The 22,621-nt window shown below is 60.4% G+C and carries 18 protein-coding genes; 15 read left to right on the top strand and 3 right to left on the bottom strand.

Annotated elements, in window-relative coordinates:
• The first annotated feature begins 109 nt into the window (after positions 1–109).
• The 5 genes from BLL36_RS28275 to BLL36_RS28255 all read left to right on the top strand — a co-directional run bounded on the left by BLL36_RS28275 (position 110) and on the right by BLL36_RS28255 (position 7,291).
• The gene (locus BLL36_RS28275; RefSeq protein ID WP_076954888.1) at positions 110–1,219 is read left to right on the top strand and encodes an efflux RND transporter periplasmic adaptor subunit; all 1,110 of its coding nucleotides are present in this window, start codon (positions 110–112) and stop codon (positions 1,217–1,219) included.
• Complete coding sequence (locus tag BLL36_RS28270; RefSeq protein WP_076954887.1) at positions 1,216–4,326, top strand: efflux RND transporter permease subunit; 3,111 nt, start codon at positions 1,216–1,218, stop codon at positions 4,324–4,326. Before BLL36_RS28275 ends, BLL36_RS28270 begins: the two co-directional genes overlap by 4 nt.
• A gap of 10 nt (positions 4,327–4,336) precedes the next feature.
• Entirely contained in the window at positions 4,337–5,635 is a 1,299-nt protein-coding gene (fabF, locus tag BLL36_RS28265) for a beta-ketoacyl-ACP synthase II (RefSeq protein WP_076954886.1), read from the top strand.
• Positions 5,636–5,811: 176 nt separating this feature from the next.
• The gene (locus BLL36_RS28260; protein WP_076954885.1) at positions 5,812–6,516 is read left to right on the top strand and encodes a TetR/AcrR family transcriptional regulator; all 705 of its coding nucleotides are present in this window, start codon (positions 5,812–5,814) and stop codon (positions 6,514–6,516) included.
• Entirely contained in the window at positions 6,506–7,291 is a 786-nt protein-coding gene (locus BLL36_RS28255) for a pyrroline-5-carboxylate reductase family protein (RefSeq protein ID WP_076954884.1), read from the top strand. Before BLL36_RS28260 ends, BLL36_RS28255 begins: the two co-directional genes overlap by 11 nt.
• Before the next feature lie 48 nt (positions 7,292–7,339).
• Here the strand turns inward: BLL36_RS28255 and BLL36_RS28250 are convergent, their stop codons facing one another.
• Positions 7,340–9,376 (bottom strand): NADH:flavin oxidoreductase, encoded by a 2,037-nt coding sequence (locus BLL36_RS28250; RefSeq protein WP_076954883.1) that lies wholly within the window; start codon positions 9,374–9,376, stop codon positions 7,340–7,342.
• Positions 9,377–9,577: 201 nt separating this feature from the next.
• On the opposite strand from BLL36_RS28250, the gene BLL36_RS28245 reads away from it, so the two are divergent.
• The 9 genes from BLL36_RS28245 to BLL36_RS28205 all read left to right on the top strand — a co-directional run bounded on the left by BLL36_RS28245 (position 9,578) and on the right by BLL36_RS28205 (position 19,257).
• The gene (locus BLL36_RS28245) at positions 9,578–10,477 is read left to right on the top strand and encodes a glycine betaine ABC transporter substrate-binding protein (RefSeq protein ID WP_076954882.1); all 900 of its coding nucleotides are present in this window, start codon (positions 9,578–9,580) and stop codon (positions 10,475–10,477) included.
• 162 nt (positions 10,478–10,639) lie between these two features.
• Positions 10,640–11,527: a DMT family transporter gene (locus BLL36_RS28240; RefSeq protein WP_076954881.1), complete on the top strand. Its 888-nt coding sequence runs from the start codon at positions 10,640–10,642 to the stop codon at positions 11,525–11,527.
• Between the two features lie 427 nt (positions 11,528–11,954).
• Positions 11,955–13,109, top strand: coding sequence for a mandelate racemase family protein (locus BLL36_RS28235; RefSeq protein ID WP_076954880.1), 1,155 nt, complete (start codon positions 11,955–11,957; stop codon positions 13,107–13,109).
• Positions 13,110–13,177: 68 nt separating this feature from the next.
• Positions 13,178–14,800 carry an ABC transporter substrate-binding protein gene (locus tag BLL36_RS28230; protein WP_076954879.1) on the top strand — a complete coding sequence of 541 codons (1,623 nt, stop codon included), beginning with the start codon at positions 13,178–13,180 and terminating at the stop codon, positions 14,798–14,800.
• A 34-nt stretch (positions 14,801–14,834) separates the two neighbouring features.
• Positions 14,835–15,872 carry an ABC transporter permease gene (locus tag BLL36_RS28225; protein WP_076954878.1) on the top strand — a complete coding sequence of 346 codons (1,038 nt, stop codon included), beginning with the start codon at positions 14,835–14,837 and terminating at the stop codon, positions 15,870–15,872.
• Positions 15,872–16,777 carry an ABC transporter permease gene (locus tag BLL36_RS28220; RefSeq protein ID WP_076954877.1) on the top strand — a complete coding sequence of 302 codons (906 nt, stop codon included), beginning with the start codon at positions 15,872–15,874 and terminating at the stop codon, positions 16,775–16,777. The genes BLL36_RS28225 and BLL36_RS28220 overlap by 1 nt, the downstream gene beginning before the upstream one ends.
• Positions 16,778–16,787: 10 nt before the next feature.
• Positions 16,788–17,627, top strand: coding sequence for an ABC transporter ATP-binding protein (locus BLL36_RS28215; protein WP_076954876.1), 840 nt, complete (start codon positions 16,788–16,790; stop codon positions 17,625–17,627).
• A gap of 10 nt (positions 17,628–17,637) precedes the next feature.
• Entirely contained in the window at positions 17,638–18,405 is a 768-nt protein-coding gene (locus tag BLL36_RS28210) for an ABC transporter ATP-binding protein (RefSeq protein ID WP_076954875.1), read from the top strand.
• A 129-nt stretch (positions 18,406–18,534) separates the two neighbouring features.
• Positions 18,535–19,257: an oligogalacturonate-specific porin KdgM family protein gene (locus BLL36_RS28205; protein ID WP_076954874.1), complete on the top strand. Its 723-nt coding sequence runs from the start codon at positions 18,535–18,537 to the stop codon at positions 19,255–19,257.
• Between the two features lie 3 nt (positions 19,258–19,260).
• Here BLL36_RS28205 and BLL36_RS28200 read toward each other — a convergent pair whose 3' ends face one another.
• Positions 19,261–20,004, bottom strand: a complete 744-nt coding sequence (locus BLL36_RS28200) for a FadR/GntR family transcriptional regulator (RefSeq protein ID WP_076954873.1) — start codon at positions 20,002–20,004, stop codon at positions 19,261–19,263.
• 96 nt (positions 20,005–20,100) lie between these two features.
• Between BLL36_RS28200 and BLL36_RS28195 the strand changes: the two genes are divergently transcribed.
• Positions 20,101–20,811 carry a FadR/GntR family transcriptional regulator gene (locus tag BLL36_RS28195; protein ID WP_076954872.1) on the top strand — a complete coding sequence of 237 codons (711 nt, stop codon included), beginning with the start codon at positions 20,101–20,103 and terminating at the stop codon, positions 20,809–20,811.
• A gap of 120 nt (positions 20,812–20,931) precedes the next feature.
• Here the strand turns inward: BLL36_RS28195 and BLL36_RS28190 are convergent, their stop codons facing one another.
• Positions 20,932–22,167 (bottom strand): aromatic ring-hydroxylating oxygenase subunit alpha, encoded by a 1,236-nt coding sequence (locus tag BLL36_RS28190; RefSeq protein ID WP_076954871.1) that lies wholly within the window; start codon positions 22,165–22,167, stop codon positions 20,932–20,934.
• Between the last annotated feature and the right edge of the window lie 454 nt (positions 22,168–22,621).

Here is a 22,621-nt window from a genome sequence, read left to right as displayed (position 1 = left end):
ACGAGCACTCGTACTGTTTTCAGGTTGATATGCCATCACTGTGACCGTTGACAAATATGGTCACACGTCTAAAAATGATTTCCATCCTATTATTGAATCAAGGGAATCTATGCGCCGGCTTCGACCTGTCCCTATTGCCGCTTGCTTGTTGCCTCTTGTCCTGACGGCCTGTGGCGAGTCATCCACCGCTCAAGATCCGCGCACGCTAGCCCCGCTGGTGAGGTCTGCAGCCGTTCAGGGGTCCTCCGCGATCTCGCGTTCATTCACCGGGGTGGTCGCTGCCCGTACTCAGGGCGATTTGGGCTTTCGGGTGTCCGGCAAGATCCTTGAGCGTCTGGTTGACACCGGCCAGACCGTCAAGCGTGGCCAGCCGCTCATGCGCCTCGACCCGGTTGACCTGGGTTTGCAGGCGCGGGCACAGCAAGAGTCGGTCACAGCCGCTCGGGCCCGAGCCAAGCAGACCGCGGATGACGAGGCGCGCTACCGTGACCTGGTCGCTGCAGGCGCGGTCTCCGCATCGGCCTATGACCAGATCAAAGCGGCGGCGGATACCGCAAAGGCGCAACTGGGCGCCGCGCAAGCGCAGGCTGACGTGGCGCGCAATGCTTCGGGTTATGCAGTGCTGGTGGCGGATACCGACGGCGTCGTGGTGGAGACGCTCGCTGAGCCTGGGCAAGTCGTCAGCCCGGGGCAGCCGGTGGTTCGGCTCGCGAGGGCAGGGCAGCGCGAGGCTATCGTGCACTTGCCCGAGACCGTGCGCCCGGCAGTCGGGTCTTCCGCGCAAGCGACACTGTATGGCAGCACCAGCGGTGCTGTCAGCGCAAAGCTCAGGCTGCTGTCGGATTCGGCGGACCGTATGACTCGCACCTTCGAGGCGCGGTATGTGCTGGAGGGCGCACTGGCGAATGCGCCACTGGGTTCGACCGTCACACTCAGGATCGCAGACGGCGCGGCGCAGGGCCCGGTGTTGCAAGTGCCTATTGCGGCGATTTATGACGCAGGCAAGGGGACGGGGGTGTGGGTCATCGCAGGTACACCGGCGAAAGTGAGTTGGCGGCCCGTGCAGGTCCTGGGTTTGGGTGACGACTCGGCACGCGTCGCAGGCGACCTCAAGGAAGGCGAGCCTGTCGTCGCCTTGGGCGCACACCTGCTGCGCGATGGCGAAGCGGTGCGGCTGGCTCAACAGGGTGACGCCAAGGTTGCGGGGACTCATCCATGAGCGAGGGTCGTTTCAACCTTTCGGCGCTCGCCGTGCGCGAGCGCTCGATCACGGTGTTCTTGATCTTCCTGATCGCCGTTGCGGGCATCCTGTCGTTCTTCCAGCTGGGGCGCGCGGAGGATCCTCCCTTTACGGTCAAGCAGTTGACGGTCATCACCGCGTGGCCGGGGGCGACGGCCCAGGAGATGCAGGACCAGGTGGCAGAGCCGCTTGAAAAACGCCTGCAGGAACTGAAGTGGTACGACCGCTCGGAAACCTATACCCGCCCAGGCCTGGCGTTCACGATGCTGTCATTGCTCGATAGCACGCCGCCGTCGCAGGTGCAGGAGGAGTTCTACCAGGCGCGTAAAAAACTCGATGATGAGGCGATAAAACTACCGGCCGGTGTCATCGGGCCGATGGTCAACGACGAATTCTCGGACGTGACATTCGCCCTGTTTGCCCTGAAAGCCAAAGGCGAGCCACAGCGCCTGTTGGTGCGCGATGCCGAGTCGTTGCGCCAGCGCCTGCTGCATGTGCCGGGTGTGAAGAAGGTCAATATTATCGGGGAGCAGCCCGAACGTATCTTTGTCTCGTTTTCCCATGATCGCCTGGCCACCCTGGGCGTATCGCCCCAGGACATTTTTGCCGCGCTGAACAATCAAAATGTGCTCACGCCCGCAGGTTCCATTGAAACCCAAGGCCCCGAAGTCTTCCTGCGCCTGGATGGCGCCTTCGATAAGCTGCAGAAAATTCGCGACACACCTATTACGCTCCAGGGACGCACACTCAAGCTCTCTGATGTGGCGACGATCGAACGCGGTTACGAAGATCCCAAAACCTTTCTCGTGCGTAACAACGGTGAAGATGCGTTGCTGCTGGGCATCGTGATGCGCGAGGGCTGGAACGGGCTGGACCTCGGCAAGGCGCTGGATGCGGAGACCGTCAAGATCAACCAGGGCATGCCGCTGGGCATGGCGCTCACCAAAGTCACCGATCAAGCGGTGAATATTGACTCTGCCGTCGGCGAGTTCATGGTCAAGTTCTTCGTCGCACTGCTCGTGGTGATGCTGGTGTGCTTTCTCAGCATGGGCTGGCGTGTCGGTGTTGTGGTGGCGGCCGCTGTGCCGTTGACGCTGGCCGTGGTGTTTGTGGTGATGGAGGCCACGGGGAAGAACTTTGACCGCATTACCCTCGGCTCGTTGATTCTGGCGCTCGGCCTGCTGGTGGACGACGCCATCATCGCTATCGAAATGATGGTGGTGAAAATGGAAGAGGGCTACGACCGCATCAAGGCGTCCGCGTACGCCTGGAGTCATACGGCGGCGCCGATGCTGTCCGGTACCCTGGTGACGGCGATCGGCTTTATGCCCAATGGCTTCGCGCAGTCGACCGCCGGCGAGTACACCAGCAACATGTTCTGGATTGTCGGTATAGCCCTCATTGCCTCATGGGTGGTTGCCGTGGTCTTCACCCCGTATCTGGGCGTGAAGATGCTACCGAACATCAAGACGGTCGAAGGTGGCCACGCCGCCATCTATAACACCCGTCACTACAACCGCTTCCGCCGGCTGTTGACGCAGGTCATTGCGCGCAAATGGCTGGTGGCCGGCACGGTCATCGTTTTATTTGTGGTGTCGATCCTCGGCATGGGCCTGGTCAAGAAGCAGTTCTTCCCGACCTCGGACCGTCCCGAGGTGCTGATTGAAGTGCAAATGCCCTATGGAACCTCCATCGAGCAGACCAGCGCCACCAGCGCCAAGATAGAGGCCTGGCTGCAACAGCAGGCGGAGGCAAAAATCGTCACGGCCTACATCGGGCAAGGTGCGCCGCGCTTTTATCTGGCGATGGCACCGGAACTGCCGGATCCGTCATTCGCCAAAATCGTGGTGCTGACGGACAGCCAGGAGGCCCGTGAAACCCTCAAGTTGCGTCTGCGCGAGGCGACTGCCGAAGGCCTTGCGCCAGAAGCGCGGGTGCGGGTCACGCAACTGGTGTTTGGTCCGTACTCGCCATTTCCAGTTGCGTATCGAGTGATGGGGCCTGACCCCGTAAAACTTCGCGAAATCGCCGGCCAAGTGCAGGACGTGTTGCAGGCCAGCCCGATGATGAGAACCGTCAACACCGACTGGGGCCCGCTGACGCCGACCTTGCATTTCACGCTGGACCAGGATCGTTTGCAGGCCGTGGGTTTGACCTCAAGCGCGGTTGCACAGCAACTGCAATTCCTGCTGGCGGGCGTACCGATCACGGCGGTGCGCGAGGACATTCGTTCGGTGCAGGTGGTCGGGCGCGCGGCGGGCGATATCCGCCTTGATCCCGCCAAAATCGAAGGCTTTACCCTGGTCGGCACGGCAGGTCAGCGGATTCCATTGTCGCAGGTAGGGGAAGTCGACGTACGCATGGAGGACCCGATACTGCGCCGTCGTGACCGTACGCCGACCATCACCGTACGCGGCGACATTGCCGAGGATCTGCAGCCGCCGGATGTGTCGAGTGTGATTGTGAAGGAACTCCAGCCGATCATCGACAAACTGCCGGACGGCTATCGGATCGAGCAAGCGGGTGCAATCGAGGAGTCGGGCAAGGCCGGTACGGCGATGTTGCCGCTGTTCCCGATCATGATTGCCATGACGCTGCTGGTCATCATTTTGCAGGTCCGCTCAATCTCCGCGATGATCATGGTGTTCCTCACCTCACCGCTGGGGTTGATGGGTGTGGTGCCGACGTTGTTACTGTTTCAACAACCCTTTGGCATCAACGCGCTGGTCGGTCTGATCGCGCTCTCGGGCATCCTGATGCGCAATACGCTGATTCTGATCGGGCAAATCCACCACAACGAACAAGAAGGGCTGGACCCTTTCCATGCGGTGGTCGAAGCCACGGTACAGCGGGCCCGCCCGGTCTTGCTGACAGCGATGGCGGCCATCCTGGCGTTCATCCCGCTGACCCATTCCGTCTTCTGGGGGACGCTGGCCTACACTTTGATCGGAGGCACGTTTGTCGGGACCATTGTGACGCTGGTATTCCTGCCTGCGATGTATTCCATCTGGTTCAAGATCCGTCCTGAGCCGGAGAGCAGCACGCATACAGCGAAACCCACCCCAGCACTTTCGACTGATAAATGAAGAGGGCTCAATGAATAATCTCAACGGTCAAAAGCGAATCGTCGTCACGGGCGTCGGCATGGTCGGGCCTCTGGGGTGCGGCGTTGAGGAGGTCTGGAAGCGCTTGTTGACTGGGCGTTCGGGTATCCGCCAGTTACCGGCCGAGGTTAGCGAGGGAACGGGCGTTGCAGTCGGCGGCCAGGTGCCGTCACTGGCGGAAGACGCTATCGCGGGGTATGACCCGGAACGCATCATTTCGGCCAAGGACCGCAAGAAGATGGATCGCTTCATCGAGTTTGCCCTTGTGGCGGCACATGAGGCGCTTGAGCAGGCAGACTGGCACCCGACCGGGGAGGTAGATCAGGAAAGGACCGCGACGATTATTGCATCTGGCGTGGGCGGGTTTGGTGTGATTGCCGATGCTGTGCGGACCACCGACACACGTGGCCCGCGTAGACTGTCGCCCTTCACGGCGCCGTCTTTTCTGGCCAACATGGCGGCGGGGCACGTCTCCATCCGGCACGGTTTCAAGGGCCCGCTCGGCGCCCCGGTAACGGCCTGTGCCGCCGGCGTACAGGCCATCGGCGATGCGGCCAGAATCATCAGAAGTGGCGAGGCGGACATCGCCCTGTGCGGCGGTACCGAAGCGGCGATCGACCGTGTGACCCTGGGCTGTTTCGCCGCAGCCCGTGCGCTGTCCACCGGTTTTGCCGAGCACCCGCAGCAGGCTTCACGGCCGTTTGATCGGGATCGCGATGGCTTCGTGATGTCCGAAGGCGCGGGGTTGCTGGTGATCGAGTCACTGGAGCATGCCCTCGCGCGTGGCGCCACGCCACTGGCCGAGCTGGTGGGTTATGGCACCAGCGCGGATGCCTATCACCTGACCGCAGGCCCCGAGGACGGCAGCGGCGCACGCCGCGCCATGGAGCAGGCACTGCGTCAGGCTGCTGTCAGCCCCCTGGATGTTCAGCACATCAACGCACATGCGACCTCCACACAGGTCGGTGACAAGGGCGAGTTGGCTGCCATTCGCGCGGTGTTCGGCAGCGGTTCTGGCGTGGCAATCAGCTCGACCAAGTCTGCCACCGGGCATCTTCTGGGTGCGGCCGGCGGCATCGAGGCGATCTTTACCGTATTGGCGCTTCGTGACCAGATCGTGCCGCCCACGCTCAACCTGAATCATGCCGATGAGGCGGCTGCCGGGCTTGACCTGGTCAGCCTCAAGTCGCGGGAGATGGCGATCACGCACGCACTGTCAAATGGCTTCGGTTTTGGCGGCGTTAACGCGAGCGTGCTGTTCCGCCGCTGGACGCCTGAGTCTGAAGTCTGATGGCAGTTTTGTACTCAGGAGGCAGCAGAGGAGTCGCTGTAAAGGCAGCAAGGCAGATGCGACGCGCACTCTGATTTACCGGCGGCAGGTCTTTCGCAGGTAAATGTACCTCGGTGTACATTCAGCGGTCATCCACGTACATTCGGGCTACGCATTATTGATAAAAGGTAAACGGGATGCCCGAGTTAAAAAAGGCACGTGGCAAGGCCAAGGACGCGGGCTGGCGCGGCTCGCCGGACGGCTGGCTGGAAGCGGCCTATGAGGCCCTGAAGGAGTCGGGCATCGATGCGGTGCGGGTCATGCCGCTGGCCAAGCGCCTGGGCTTGTCACGCACCAGCTTCTACTGGTTTTTCGAGGACCGCGAGCAACTGCTGGCGGCGTTGCTGTCGCGTTGGCGCGAGACCAATACAGGGGGGCTGATACGGCAAAGTGAAAGTTATGCCGAAAGCATTTCCGAGGCGATCCTGAATGTATTCGAGTGCTGGCTGAACCCGCAATTGTTCGACTCGCAATTCGAGTTTGCCGTGCGCAGTTGGGCGCTTCAGTCCGCTGAAGTGGCCCAGCAAGTCGCTGTGGTTGACGAGCAGCGTATGAATGCCCTGGCGAACATGTTCAAGCGCTTCGGCTATGACAGCCAGGGCGCTGACGCCAGGGCCCGGACGATCTATCTGACGCAGATCGGCTACATCACCATGAACACGACGGAGTTGATCACTGTGCGCTTTGAGCGCATCCCCCATTACGTGAGCATCTTCACCGGCAAAGTCCCCAAGCAGCGTGAGCTGGATCGTTTCTACGGGACGTTCGGCTATGCCGAAAAAGAGCCCGGGCTCTTTGTTCCGTTGGCGGAGACTTTCGAAGGCAATTGCGATGGTCAATAAAACCCTGGGGATTATTGGCGGCACCGGCTGGTTGGGCGGCGCGATTGCCAGGGCGGTCTTGGCGAAGGGGCTGGTGCCGACGGCAAACCTGATCCTTTCCAATCGCTCGGGCAGCCATCCGTTGGCTGAACAAGGCGCTCGCCTGGTTACGGACAACCATGCGTTGGTGGATCGCAGCGACGTGGTGATCATCGCGGTGCGCCCCGAGCATTTCGCCAGCCTGAATATCAACGCGACGGGGAAGACCGTTATTTCCCTGATGGCCGGGATCAGCGCACAGACGATTGTCGCGCAGACCTCGGCTTCGGCAGTGGTGCGGGCGATGCCCAACGCGGCGGTGGAGATCGGGCAATCCTTTACGCCTTGGTATTGTTTTGCAGAGGTGGCGGCAACGACGAAACGCTTCGTGCAGAGCTTGTTCGAATGCGTGGGCACCGCCGCAGAGGTACAGCAGGAAGACTTCATCGACTACCTGTCGGCGCTCTCTGGCACGGGCCCGGCTTTCCCTGCCTTGTTGATGACGGCGCTGGCCAATCAGGCGATGGCCGCCGGCATTCCCGCCGATATCGCGCAACTTGCCGCTAAAAGTGTCGTGGTCAACAGCAGCCAGTTGCTGGTCGGTCATGATGCTCAGCAGATGATCGACGCCTTGGTAGCTTACCGTGGGGTAACAGCCGCTGCCTTGCAAGTGATGATCCATGGGCAATTCGAGGAGCAGATCGGCGAGGCGCTGCAAGAAGGTGCAGCCGCTGCCCGTCGAGGGCTTCAAGCCTGATGAACCGAAAGCCCCTTCACAGGGGCGTCGGGGAGGGCACGCGTGCGGTCAGATGTCCTTGAGCAACCGCAGCGCATCGTAGATGGCGGCGTGGGTGTTGCGCGCCGACACCGCGTCGCCGATCCGGAACAGCTGGAAACGGCCCTCGGGGTTGGTCACGATGTTCTGGGTTTTCCCGGCGATCAGGTTGTGCTGTTCGACCGCGCCGTTATTGCTCGAGTGCGGGCGCAGTTCAAAGTAAAGGTCTTCCAGGGGCAGGGTGCCGTGGTTGACCACCACCTGATCGACCACGCGCTGTTTGTGCACCTGGCCGTAATCGCTGCCGAAGCTGGCCACCAGCTGACCGTCGCGCTTTTCTACGGATTCGACCCGGTACGTGACCGTGAAGGTGACATTCAGGTCTTGCAGGCTGCGCATGTAAGGCACCAGGTTCATGGCCATCACCTCTGGCGCAAACGAGCGGTCCGGCGTGACGATCTCCAGTTGTGCGCCGCTTCTGGCGATGACCTCGGCCGCCTGTAGCGCCGCGTGGTCACCCGCGTCATCGAAGATCAGCACGTTCCGGCCGGGCTTGACGTCGCCGGAAATGATGTCCCAGGTCGATACCACCAGCTCGTTGCCGTGCTTGAGCACTTCGGTGTGGGGTAAGCCGCCGGTGGCGACGATCACTACGTCCGGTGCCTCGGCCATGACGGTGTCTGCTTCGGCCCAGGTGTTGAAGTGGAACTTGACGCCCAGGCGTTCGCATTGCGCCATGCGCCAATCGATGATGCTGATCATCTCGCGACGCCGCTCGCTCAGTGCCGTCAAGCGGATTTGCCCGCCTGGCTGGTCGGCGATTTCGAACACCGTGACAGCGTGGCCGCGCTCACCAGCCACCCGTGCCGCTTCCAGGCCCGCCGGGCCCGTGCCGACCACCACCACCTTGCGCTTGACCGCTGCCTTTGGGATCTCGTGAGGCATGGTGGTTTCGCGGCCGGTGGCGGCGTTGTGGATGCAATACGCGGCGCCGCCCTGATAGATACGGTCCAGGCAATAGTTGGCGCCGACGCAGGGGCGAATGTCCTCTTCACGCTTTTCGATGATCTTGCGCACGATATGCGGGTCGGTCATGTGCGCCCGAGTCATGCCGACCATGTCCACCTTGCCGGAGGCGATGGCGTGTCGCGCCGTGGCCACATCCGGAATCTTGGCCGCATGGAACGTCGGGAAACCGGTGGCCGAGCGGATCTCGCCGGCAAAATCCAGGTGCGGCGAGTTGCGCATGCCCTGGATCGGAATCACGTCGGTGAGGCCGGCATCGGTATCGATGTGCCCGCGCACGACGTTGAGGAAGTCCACCAGCCCACTGTCCTTGAGCATGTGGGAGATCTGCAGGCCGTCGCTGGCACCGAAGCCGCCGGGCAGGTCTTCGTCGCCGGTGTAGCGAACCCCGAGCAAAAAATCTTCGCCACAACGTTGGCGGATGCCGCGCAGGACGTCGAAGGTGAAGCGCATCCGGTTTTCCAGCGACCCGCCGTAGGGCCCGTCGAGGTCGTTGGTCAGCGGTGACCAGAATTGATCCATGAGGTGCCCGTAGGCCTGCAGTTCCAGGCCATCGAGACCGGCGGCCTTCATGCGTTCGGCGGCGTCCACGTAATCCTTGATGATCCGGTCGATGTCCCATTCTTCAAGCTTTTTCGGAAAGGCCCGGTGGGACGCTTCACGACGATGGGACGACGATACGACCGGCAGCCAGTCAGCCTTGTCCCAGCGCGTGCGGCGCCCCAGGTGAGTCAGTTGGATCATCACCGCCGCGCCGTGCTCGTGGCATTCGTCAGTCAGGTCCTTCATCCATTTGACCACTTCGTCCTTGTACGCCAGCACATTGTTGAACACTGGCGGGCTGTCACGGGAAACCGCGGCCGAGCCTGCCGTCATAGTCAACGCCACACCGGCCTTGGCGCGTTCTACGTGATAGGCGCGGTAAAGATCCTTCGGCATGCCGTCGACCGGATAAGCAGGCTCATGGGAGGTGGTCATGATCCGGTTCTTGAGGGTCAGGTGTTTGATCTTATAGGGCTGCAGCAGGGGATCGCTGGACATGGTGTTGCGCTCCGGGAACAGAACATCAGGCTTGGTTTTGACATAACGGTAGGTTTAATGTTCATGGGTGTCAACGATTACGACATAGGTGTACATTTTTCTTGCATGACGGAAAACCCGGGATTACCCTGCTTTAAGATCGGACATTTACTCTTCTGCTGCCCTGCCAATAACTATTCATACAGTACGCGGAGATGCACCATGACAACGTTGTCCAGTAAGACGTGTATCGGTTGGCTTGCAGGCCTGGCGATGACTGCCGGTAGCCTGATGGCCCACGCCGAGGAACCCACGCCTATCCGTATCGGATGGGTGAATTGGTCGGATACCGAAATCGCTGTAAAGCTGGCGGATACGGCATTGCGCGACCACTTGAAGCAACCGGTCAAATTGGTGCTGGCCGACATTGGCATTCAGTTCCAGGCCTTGGCTAACGGCAATATCGACCTGATCCCAATGGTCTGGCTGCCAAGCACACACAAGTCGTTCTACGACAAATACAAAGACAAGCTCGAAGACCTCGGCGTGCTGTATGAAGGCCGGATCGGCATGGCCGTGCCAACCTCCATTCCCGTGAGCGAGATCGCCAGTGTCGAAGACCTCAACAAGCCCGAAGTGCGGGAAAAGCTTGGCGGCAAGATCCTGACTTCGGAAGTGGGCAATGGTCAGTACAAACTGACGGAAAAGGCCATCAAGGATTACAAGCTCGACGGCTACAAGATGGTCGCCTCTTCAGAGTCCGGCATGTTGAGCGAGCTGGATCGCAACCTCAAGCGTGACAAATGGTCGTTGGTCAACGCCTGGAGCCCACACTGGATGTTCGCCAAATGGCCGTTGCGCTACCTGGATGATCCGAAGCAGGTTTTCGGTGGGGCCGAGCAAATTCACGCGATTGCTCGCAAAGGCTTCAGTGCCGAACACCCCGATGTCGCCCGGTTCTTCTCCAACTTCAAGATTCCCAAGGCCGACCTGGAGAAGCTGATGGCGTCCGCCCGTGACAGTTCGGCGGACAAGGTCGTTGCAGCGTACTACGCCGCCAACAAGCCCCGTTTCGAGGCGATGTTCGGCAGCCAGACCGCCTCAGCGGTACCGGCTCAGTAATGACCCTTATCCGCTAGTTGTGTTGCCGTCCGGTGCGCTTTGTGCGGGCGTCGGACGCATCGAACGAATATTCAGGCGATAGTCGCATCAATCCGCGGGCCGAGCCACGCATCTCCTACCCATGATCGGCTACAACGTGCCCCAGGCCGCGGGGGGGGGGTCATGAGCAACCAGCGGGAAAACACTGTGCGTCATTACGATGTTCCCGGGTCTCGACTTGGGATCATCTTGTGTCTTTTATCGATGCTGATCTTTGCAAGCCAGGACGGCATCACCAAGGTGCTCGTCAAGGATCTCCCGGTCGCGCAACTCGTCATGGTGCGCTATTGGGTATTCCTGGCCTTTGCTGTCGGTTACAGCGTTTATCAAGGAAGTTTACGAACGGCATGTCGAAGCCGGCATCCTTATCTTCAGGTTATCCGTGCGCTGATCGGGGTGGGTGAGATCGCTCTGTTTGGATTAGGGCTGCGCTACCTGGGGATGGCTGAAATGCATGCCCTGTACGCGGTGTTCCCCTTGATGACCCTGGCTTTGGCAGGCGCATTCCTGGGTGAATACGTTGGCGTGCGCCGATGGATCGCCGCCGCTATCGGGTTCGCGGGTACGGTGGTCATACTTCGACCTGGCACCGGTGTGTTTGAGCTGGCTGCGCTTATCCCACTGCTATCGGCCTTGGGGTTCGCTGTTTTCAGCGTGCTGACCCGACGCATCAGCCAAGGTGATTCGTTTGCCACGAACATGCTCTACATGGGGTTCTTCGGCGCGATAGCCATCACCTCGCTGGGTCTTCCCGGTTGGGTTTCTCCAAGCGCAAGGCAATGGGCCCTGATCGGTGTTCTTTCGATAACCGGTGTAGTGGCCCAGCTTTTACTTATCCAAGCGCTCAGATACGCAGCCGCGTCTACGCTCCAGCCTTTCAACTACACGCTTCTGGTGTTTGCCACGCTGATAGGCCTGTTCGTATTTGGCGAGCTGCCTGACATGTGGACGGTAGTAGGGGCCGCAATGGTGATTATCGGTGGTTTGTATGCGATCAAGGTGAAAGGGTAGGGCCCCGCTCGAATCTATTCGGGTCATCCCTGCTTCCGGCCATTGCTGGCAGAGTAATTGACGGCATTTGTGGTGAGCGAACCGGTTTGCAGCCATTGCTGAAAAACGGTATCCACAGATTATTGCTTCCCCAACTGCAAGGCTATTTTGACAGCCGCCACTTGAATGCAATCGCAAGCAAGCTTGCTCTATCCCCGCGCTTCGGTTTTCAACTTCCCAGCAACCCTGGCCCTCCTGCGGCGAAGCCTGGTGCTACCCCTTTGGTGGTATGACGACATTCTCTATAAAAAACTCAATTTATAAGAATCCGTGGCTTTTCTTCATTTTTGTCGAGCTTTTTGATTGACATCCCCCACGAAACATCAGAATAATCCTACATGTTGTATGACGACATACAAATGAACAATAACAACAAGGTGCTCCCTCTATGAGAATCACAGGCGTTCACGTCGAAGTCTTTTCCACACCTTCGCGCCGTGCCCAGGACAGCGCCGGTCACGCCCATCCGGGCGATGAGGTCATGATCAAGATGGCGTTGCTGCGAATCGGTTGCGACGATGGTTGCGAGGGCTACGCCTTTGGTCCGCCTGAGTTGATTCGTCCGCATATCATTGAATCCTTCGTGCGCAAAGTGCTGGTGGGCCGCGATCCGATGGACCGCGAAAGCATCTGGCAAGACCTGGCGCACTGGCAGCGCGGCAGTGCCGGGCAATTCACCGACCGGGCGCTGGCGCTGGTGGAGCAAGCGCTGTGGGATCTGGCCGGACGCACGTTCAAGGTGCCGGTGCATAAATTGATTGGCGGTTATCGGGACAAGGTCCCGGCGTACGGCTCGACGATGTGCGGCGATGATTTGCCGGGTGGGTTGTCGACGCCGGATGAGTACGGCCAGTTCGCCGAAAAGCTGGTGCAGCGCGGCTACAAGGCCATCAAGTTGCACACCTGGATGCCGCCGATTTCCTTCGCGCCGAATCCGCAGATGGACATCCAGGCCTGCGCCGCCGTGCGTGAGGCAGTGGGTCCGGATATCGCGCTGATGCTCGACGGTTATCACTGGTACAGCCGCATGGACGCGCTGACCATTGGCAAGGCGCTACAGAAGCTGAATTTCGCGTGGTTCGAAGAGCCCATGATGGAAGATTCGGCGGAGTCTTATGCATGGCTGGCCGCCAACCTGGACATTCCGGTGCTGGGCCCGGAGAGCATCGCCGGCAAGTTTCATAGCCGCGCCAGTTGGGTGACCCAGAAGTCGTGTGACATCCTGCGCGCCGGCGTGGCTGGGGTCGGTGGCATAGGGCCGTGCCTGAAGGTGGCGCACCTGGCCGAGTCGTTCGGCATGGATTGCGAGGTCCATGGCAATGGCGCGGCGAACCTGGCGGTGGTCGGTGCCATCAGCAATTGCCGGTGGTACGAACGCGGCCTGCTGCACCCGTTCCTTGACTATGAAGAGGTCCCGGCGCACCTCAACAGTATCGTCGACCCCATGGATGCCGACGGTTTTGTGCACCTGTCCGATCGCCCAGGATTGGGCGAAGACATCAACTTCGCGTATATCGAGGCCAACACCTTGTCCCGACATTGATCCCGTTCAACGCCTGAGGCTGATGGCCCGGGCGACAAGTCTTTATAAATATAAGAAAGGACTGAACCATGAATCTCTGGCCCAAGCGCCTGACCAGGCTGCTGTGTGTCACCGTGGCCCTGTGCGCAGTGCAGGTGCCCGTCAGCCTGGCCCAAGGCGAAACGCCCCCCGACCAATTGGTGGTGGGCATGAGCATGATCAACCTGCTGTCCCTGGACCCTGCCGCGGCGACGGGCCTGGAGGTCGCCGAAGTCAACGCCAACGTCTACGACATGCTCCTGGAGCAGGATGCGGCGCAGCCGGACACGCTGATTCCCGCCCTGGCAAATACCTGGGAAGTCAGCCCCGATCGCATGCGCCTGACCTTCCACTTGCGCGACGACGTACGTTTTCACTCGGGGGCGCCACTGACCGCCCAAGACGTCGCCTGGTCGTTGCAGCGCGTGGTCACCCTCAACCGCGCCCTGGCTTCGACCTGGAAAGCCTACGGTTTCACCGCCGACAACGTCGCCCAACTGATGCGCGCCGAAGGGCCGCACACCTTTGTCATGGAGTTGCCGCGCAGTACCGATCCGATGCTGGTGCTCAACACCCTGGCGACCTCGCCCAGCGCCTTCATCATCGATCGTAGCGTGGCCTTGCAGCATCAGGTCGGTAATGATCAAGGCGCAGCTTGGCTGGCGACTCACACGGCCGGGTCCGGCGCGTTCAAGCTCGACATCTGGCGCGCCAATGATGTGATCCTGATGAGTCGTCATGACGACTATTGGCGCGGCGCGGCGAAGTTGCGCCGGGTGATCATGCGCAACATGACCGAATCCCAGGCGCTGCGGCTGATGGTCGAGCGCGGCGACCTGGATGTCGCCCGCGGCATGGCCGCCACTGACATCAAGGCGCTGGGCAAGGTCGATGAAGTGCGCATCCAGAGCATCGCCCGCGGCACGCTGTACTACGTAGCGCTAAGCATGCAGCAGCCGCTGTTCCAGGACATCCGCGTGCGCCAGGCCATACGCCTGCTGATTGACTACCAGGGCATCAACGAGGTGGTCATGCCGCACTACGGGGTGATCAACCAGCGGCCCTTGCAGTTGGGGCTGCCGGCACGCCTGGACGATCCGGGCTATCGCCTGGACGTGACCGAGGCCAAGCGGCTGCTGGCGCAGGCCGGACATGCCGAAGGCTTTAAAGTGACCATTCGCTCGTTGACCGATCCACCGTTCATAAACATCGCCACCAGCCTGCAAGCGACGCTGGCCCAGGCGGGGATCCAGGCGACGATCATCACCGGCACCGGTAACCAGATCTATGGGGCAATGCGCGACCGCCAGTTCGATATCCTTGTCGGTCGTGGCGGCGGCGGGGCGGAGCGTCATCCGCATTCGAGCCTGCGTGCCCTGGTGTACAACCCGGACAACCGCACCGAAGCCAAACTGAGCAACTTCCAGGGCTGGCGCACCTCGTTCTTCAATCCGCAGCTCAATCAACTGATCGAGCAAGCCGAGCGCGAGCGTGACCCCGAGCGCCAGCGGCAGATCTACGCCCAGATCCAGACCCTCTACGACCAACAGGCCGGAGCCATCATGCCGGTCTCACAGATGGTGGATGAAGTGGTGATCCATGCCGACGTGCGCAACTACATCGGCCATACCGCCGCAACCACACGTCTTCGAGACGTCTACAAGCAGCGCTGAAATCGACGGCCACACGGCCAAGGCAGGAATGAATATGTCGACTGCATCCTTTTCGATCTGGAGCACCCGGGCCGCGTCGGCGACCCGGCGCAGTGGCTCGGTGGCGGTGACGCTGCTGGGGTTGCTGTTGCTGACCTTTTTCATCGGGCGTGTGATGCCCCTGGACCCGGTGCTGGCTATCGTCGGCCCGGACGCCGACGCCTCGGCCTACGCCCAGGTGTACAAAGAGCTGGGCCTGGACAAACCCTTGTGGACCCAGTTCGCGATCTACCTCGGTGACCTGTTGCAGGGTGACTTTGGCATGGCGTTGCTGACCGGCAACCCGGTCATTACCGACATTGCGCGGGTGTTCCCGGCCACCCTGGAACTGGCCACGCTCGCCATTCTGTTCGGTGTGCTGGCGGGCTTGCCGCTGGGCGTCTACGCGGCGACTCATCAGGGACGTGCCGGTGATCATGTCGCGCGACTGATCACGTTGTTCGGCTACTCCACGCCGATTTTCTGGATCGGCATGATGGCTTTCCTGGTGTTCTACGCCTGGCTGGGTTGGGCCGGCGGCGTCGGGCGGATCGGCCTGGCGTATGACGGGCTGATCCCCAAACACACCGGGCTGCTGTTGATCGACACGGCCTGGTCCGGCGAGTGGGAGGCCTTTCGCAGTGCGTTGCGCCATATCCTGCTACCGGCGGTCATCCTCAGTTTCAACTCGGTCGCCTACATCAGCCGCATGACTCGCAGCTTCATGCTTGAGCAATTGTCCCAGGAGTACATCATCACGGCCCGGGTCAAGGGGCTGTCCCAACGCAAGATCGTCTGGGGCCACGCCTTCGGCAATATCCGAGTGCAACTGCTGACCATCGTCGCGCTGGCCTACGGCGGGCTCCTGGAGGGCGCGGTGCTGATCGAAACCGTGTTCGCCTGGCCGGGGTTCGGCCAGTACCTGACCAGCAGTCTGTTGCTCGGTGACATGAACGCGGTGATGGCCTGCGTGCTGCTGATCGGTCTCATCTTCGTGACGCTGAACCTGATCAGCGATGCGCTGTACAAGATCTTCGACCCGAGGACTCGCTAATGAACCTGCCCCTTGTTTCCAGCGCTCCCGGCAGCGCCATACCGGCCTCCGGAGCGGCGGCGATGGCCGCCCGCAGCCTGCGCCTGTTGCGTTTTTTGCTGCGCAACCCGATGACCTTCGCTGGCCTTGTTGTCGTCGCGACCCTGATGCTGGTCGCGGCCTTCGCACCCTGGGTCGCCGGCCACGATCCGCTGTCGCAGAACCTCGCCGCAGCCTTGCAGGCACCCAGCAGTGCGCACTGGTTCGGCACGGACGAATACGGTCGCGATGTGTTCGCCCGGCTGGTGTACGGCTCGCGGATCACGCTGTACATCGTATTGCTGGTGACAGTGATTGTCGGCCCCATCGGCCTGTTGGTCGGGACCGTTTCCGGCTACTTCGGCGGTTGGGTTGACAGCGTGTTCATGCGCATCACCGACATCTTCATCTCGTTCCCCAGCCTGGTGTTGGCGCTGGCGTTCATCGCGGCCCTCGGTCCGGGCCTGGAGCATGCGGTGATCGCCATCGCGCTCACCGCCTGGCCACCGATTGCCCGCTTGGCACGCGCCGAAACCCTGCCGCTGCGCAACGCCGACTTTGTCGTGGCGGTGCAGCTTCAGGGCGCGTCGAGTACCCGGGTGATCCTGCGCCACATCATTCCGATGTGCCTGTCGTCGGTGATCATCCGCCTGACCATGAACATGGCGAGCATCATCCTCACCGCCGCCGCCCTGGGCTTTCTCGGCCTGGGCGCCCAGGCACCATTGCCGGAGTGGGGCGCGATGATCTCCACCGGGCGGCGTTACATGCTCGAAAGCTGGTGGCTGGTGGCTGCGCCCGGTGGGGCAATCATGCTGGTCAGCCTGGCGTTCAACCTGTTGGGCGACGGCTTGCGCGACGTTCTCGACCCACGCAGCCAATCCTGAGGAACAGGCCATGACTGAGATAAAACTTGCGGTACAGGACTTGTGCGTAGAGTTTCGCAACGCCGGCAAAACCTCCCTGGCAGTGCGTGATGTGTCGTTCACCCTGGGGCGGGAAAAACTCGCCATTGTCGGCGAGTCCGGTTCGGGCAAATCCACTGTCGGCCGCAGCTTGCTGCGCTTGCATCCACCGACGGCGCGGGTGACCGCCAAGACGTTGCGCTTCGCCGATATCGACCTGTTGGCCGCCAGCGAAAAGCAGATCCAGGCGATTCGCGGCGCGCGCATGTCGATGATCATGCAAGACCCCAAGTACTCGCTGAACCCGGTGGTGCGGGTCGGCGAGCAAATTTCCGAGGCGTACCTGGCCCATCACAAGGTGCCCCATCGTGAAGCCCGCGAACGGGCCCTGGACATGCTCGCCAAGGTCCATATCCGCGATCCCCGGCGGGTCTATGACCTGTACCCCCATGAAGTCTCCGGCGGCATGGGCCAGCGGATCATGATCGCCATGATGGTGATCACCGATCCCCAGGTGATCATCGCCGACGAACCCACTTCGGCGCTGGACGTGTCGGTGCGCCGACAGGTGCTCAACGTGTTGGAGGAGCTGGTCAGCGAGCGTGACCTGGGGCTGATTTTCATCAGCCACGACCTGAACCTGGTGCGGCATTTCTGTGATCGTGTGCTGGTGATGTACGCCGGTCGCGTGGTCGAGTCAATTGCCGCCGCCGACCTGGATCACGCGACCCACCCCTACACCCAGGGCCTGCTGGCCGCATTGCCGAGCCTGGACCATCGGCGTGCCAAGTTGCCGGTGCTGCAGCGTGACCCCCATTGGTTGAATGCTTGAGGAGCCTGTCATGAGCATGATTGAAATCGCCGGCCTGAACCTCAGTTTTGGCACGGGCGCGGCACTGAACGCGGTACTCCACGACGTCGATTTGAGTGTCGCCGAAGGCGAGGCATTCGGCCTGGTGGGCGAGTCCGGTTCGGGCAAGACCACCGTGCTGCGCTGCCTGGCCGGACAGTACCAGCACTGGAGCGGACAACTGCGGGTCGCCGGCCAGGTCGTGACGCGAAACCTGCCGCTGAACCACTACCGCACCGTGCAAATGGTTTTCCAGGACCCGTATGCCTCGTTGCATCCGCGCTACACCGTCGATGCCGCATTGCGGGAGCCCCTGCGCATTCATGGCATCGACGGGCGCGCCCAGAAGGTCAACGAGATCTTGCGCAAGGTCGGCTTGAACGACAGCTTTCGTTTTCGCTACCCGCACCAGTTGTCCGGTGGCCAGCGTCAACGCGTGGCGATTGCCCGCGCGCTGATCCTGCGCCCCCGGGTGCTGTTGCTGGACGAGCCAACCTCGGCGCTGGACGTCTCGGTGCAGGCGGAGATCCTTAACCTGCTGGCCGACCTGCGCCGCCAGGAAGGCTTGACCTACCTCATGGTTACCCATGATCTGGCGGTGGTGGCGCATCTGTGTGATCGCCTGGCGGTGATGCAGCAGGGCAGGGTGGTGGAGACGCTCGACAGCCATCTCCTGGCGAGCGACGGCGCCACCCATGCGTACACCCGTTTGCTGGTGCAAGCCAGTCGGGACATACAACGAATACCTATCGCTGTCTGAAGTCACTCGTTTGTTACACATGTTTTAACCCGCAGGAGACGTTGAACCCAGGTTTCAATGCCGCGCATGCGTTCGTCTGGAGTTTGGCGTTAAACCCAACTAATCACTCAACTAACAAGAATAAAAACCATGAAAAAGACACTCGCAGTACTTTCTGTCGCTTCGTTGTTTACATCGCTTATTGCTCAGGCGGATACGGGTTATATCAACGTACGCCATCAATATGCGGAGAAGTCCCGCATGCACGCCGACCGTGCCAAGTTTGGTATTCGACTGGACAACGGCGTGGGCCTGGAAGGTGAACTCAAATACAAGACCGCCGGTGACCGGCAAGATGTTGCCTTCGACAATACGGTTGGCAGCGGCCATGAATTCACCGTCAATTACCAGCACGCTATCAATGACCGCTGGACGCTGACGCCTTCGCTGGCCCTGGACAGTGATGAGGAGTCCACCACCTACAAAATGGGCCTGCGCCTGGGATACCGCGTTTCCAAAGAGCTGAGCGTCGCCGGTCGCTACCGTCATGATTCAGCCAAACTGGACCGTGACAAGATCGACCGTGACGTGCCGCAAAACGGTCAGGACGACCAGACGGTCAATCGCTACGATGTTTATATCAACTATGGTCCTCAAGGACCTTGGGCCTATGAATATCAACTGACTTACTTTGATGCCGACTATATTCGCTATGACGGTGGTACCGACGACTATGAACAGAATGCCGTGGTCAAATACCAGTGGGACAAACGCTGGGCACCATTCTTTGAAGTCGGTGATATTAAAGTCAATTCAGTCGACAGTGATCGCCAGTTGCGGCTGCGGGTGGGTGTTAAATACAGCTTCTTCTGAGCATCAGTCGTTGTAGAACGCCTGGCGTTGTTGCGTTTCACACAGGCGCATGCGGCTATTGCTTAAATGCAGGTACATGGCCGCCCGCGCCGCGTCGACATTACCGCTGGCGATGGCGTCGAAGATCTGCTGGTGTTCGGCGTTAATGCCCTGCAAGTAGGCACTGCGGTCACTTTGCCCGGAATAGGCGGAGTTCATGCGGGTACGCGGGATCAGCTTCGTGCCCAGGTGCTTCATGATGTCGATCAGATAGTAATTGCCGGCGGCCTTGGCGATTTTCAGATGGAACTGGAAATCGGCATTGATGGTGGTGCCGGATTTTTCCGGCCCTTGCAACAACGCCTCCAGCGCCTGGGCCAGTTCGGCCAGGGCTACAGGTGTTGCGCGTTGGGCCGCCATGCCCGCAGCCTGGACTTCCAGGCTCAGGCGAAACTCCAACAGGTTGAGCACATCCGGCAACGTGGCAATCGTCGCCGGCCCCAGGGTAAAGCCTTCCGGCGCCGGCATGTCCAGCACAAAAGTGCCGACGCCATGGTGCGTCTCCACCAGCCCTGCCGCTTGCAAGCGCGACAGTGCTTCACGCACCACCGAACGACTGACGCCCTCGGCCTCCATGATATGCACTTCGGTGGGGAGCTTTTCGCCGCACTTGAGGGTGCCGTCGCGCATGCGCTGGGCAAAGCGGTCGACCAGTGTTTCGGCGAGGCGGCGTGGCTTGTTCAGTGGAGATAACGCTTGATCCGTCATCGTCGTGCTCTAGTGTGATCAGCCGGCATTATAGTGAGTTTTAGCGCAAGGTCGCGGCTATAATGCGCAATCGTCTGGCTTTAATGGATAGGTGCAATGGACCGTGTCACACCCGATCGACGCCTGAGCATGACGCAGCAACTGGTGGTCGACCTGACGCAGCAGATACTGGCCGGCGAGCTGCCCGCCGGCAGCAAGTTACCCACCGAGCAAGTCATCATCAAGGAACGCGGCGTCAGCCGGACAGTCGTGCGCGAAGCCATGTCGCGACTGCAGGCCGAAGGCTTGGTCGAAACCCGTCACGGCATCGGCACCTTCGTGGTGGACACCGCCCGACCGGGTGATTTCCAGGGCAGCAAACACGTCAAGGGCGGCGCCTACGATGCGCTGGCCGTCATCGAGCTGCGCCTGAGCCTGGAAGTGGAAGCCGCCGGCATTGCCGCGCAGCGCGCCACGCCAGAGCAATTGCAGGCGATGCGTGAAGCGCTCGACGCCGGGAATGCTCGTGACGCAACAGACGACGAAAGCGCTCGGGTGGATTTCGAATTTCATCTGCAGATCGCCCAGTGCACCGCCAACAGCTTCTTCATCGACGCCATGACCCATGTGGCTAACACGTTGATCGCGGTAGTGCAAAAGGCCGGTCCGGCGGTGACGGTTGAAAACCGTGCATTGGTGGTGCGTGAGCGGGAGCAGATCTACGCGGCGTTGGCGCGGCGCGATGCGCAAGCGGCGCGGGCTTCGATGCAGTTGCATTTGATCAATATGGAGCAGCGGGTGCGGGGCGTGATTGAGTTGACGGCGTAAGAGTATGCCGACGAGATTGTGCGCCAGGTGAGGGGCACGGGCCCAAACAATCAGCGCGGATGCGTTATTCCTTGGTACGCCACGCCACGCTTGTTTACCCCCCACCGTCAAACTGCGTTCTCAGCCCACAGACTTCAACGGAATAGGTCCTTTGATCCTTTCCATCATTGTGGCGCAATACCAATCATCGAACTGGCAGACACCGGTCTCGGCGGTTTCGGAGTACGGGCCTGGCTCATAAGACGGTGAGGTCACACCGCGCTGCGTGCCCTCCACCAGGGTGCGGTCCTGATCGTTGGTGGCAATCCATACTTTGGTCAGGCGATCGATGTCGTAATCCACGCCTTCCACAGCGGTCTTGAGTACCAGCCATTTGGTGGTGACCAAGGTTTCTGTCGCGCTGATCGGCAGTACTCGAAAGCTCAAGGCGTGATCGCCCAGGAAGTGGTTCCAGGTAGAGGGGTAGTTGAAATACAGCAGTGCGCCAATATCCGCTTCGCCAGTGGTATCCATGCGGCCGTTGACCGCTGGTTTGCCGTCCATGGTGTAGCTCACCGCGCCCTTGGACAATGGAATGCGGGTCATGCGGAACTGACCTTTGATATCCATTACCAGGCGGCTTGGCAGGCCGGCTTTTTCGCATTTGTTCCAGTACGCGGAAAGCTCCGGGTCGTCATCGCCGCTGGTGCCACCTACCGACAGGTTGTCCACGAACGATTGCAGCAGTTCAGGGTGGGAACCGTCGCAGTGATAGCACTCACGGTTGTTTTCGAAGACCAGTTTCCAGTTGCCTTTCTCGACGATGTTGGATTCGAAGGCCACTTTGCAGTCATCCAGATTGTGCGGGGCGAGAAAGGGCGTTACGGCGTTGCGAAAGGCCTCGAAGTCCGGAGCCTTGTTCGCGACACACACATAGATGAAGGTATTCACGATTTCGCAATGGACGCTCTTGAGGGTGTATTCGGACTTGTCGAAGTCCTGCCCCATGTTCCCGGCGAACAGCAGGTTGCCGTCCAGTTCATAGGTCCACTTATGGTAAGGGCAGACCATCTTGGCGACTTTGCCGTGGTCGGCTTCGCAGATTTTTGCGCCACGGTGGCGGCAGGCATTGTGAAAGGCGCGTACCTGACCGTCTTTGCCACGTACCACCGCCACGGGATAGTCACCCACTTGCAGCGTGAAGTATTGGCCAGGCTTTTCCAGTTCAAAGGTATGCCCGGCGAAAATCCAGTCCTTGTGCCAGATTTGCTCAAGATCCTGGCGGTATACACCTTCGTTGCTGTACAGCGCCCCTGGGAGTGAGTGCCATGGTTTGCGTTGCGCAATCAGTTCAAAAACGGTTTCTTTATTATCCATCTTATCCTCCCAGGATAACTAACGTGAGCGCTCACCTTTAACGGTGACTTTATATAGGGCGCAGATGTTCGGCATCGGTGTGCAGCTTAAGAAGTGCGGCAATTTCATATTCTTTTTAGATAGATGACAGCCTATAGGGGCTGATGCAGCGCTCGCAAACGACATTTGCTAGGGGCAATCGATAATTTCAGGTTATCCATCAGCATGGGTATCTACACAACTTTCAACGGTGTGTGGCGAGGAGCTTGCTTGTGTGGCGGCCTTCGGGCCTACCGTTTTTTTGGGTTTGACCGAGTACATATCCGTTGCTGCGGTAACGGCGGCTTAGGGTTCCGCCCTTACGGCGGGTCACTTTCGAAAAGCGCGAAAGTAACCAAATGTATGGTCAGCCCACCTTTTGCTATCCAGTCACGATGAACGGTAAATCAGGCTTGCGCTAATGTATCCGGGCTCC

This window comes from Pseudomonas cedrina subsp. cedrina (assembly GCF_001983175.1).
Lineage (GTDB): Bacteria > Pseudomonadota > Gammaproteobacteria > Pseudomonadales > Pseudomonadaceae > Aquipseudomonas > Aquipseudomonas cedrina.
This window is presented reverse-complemented; position numbering and strand designations above follow the sequence as displayed.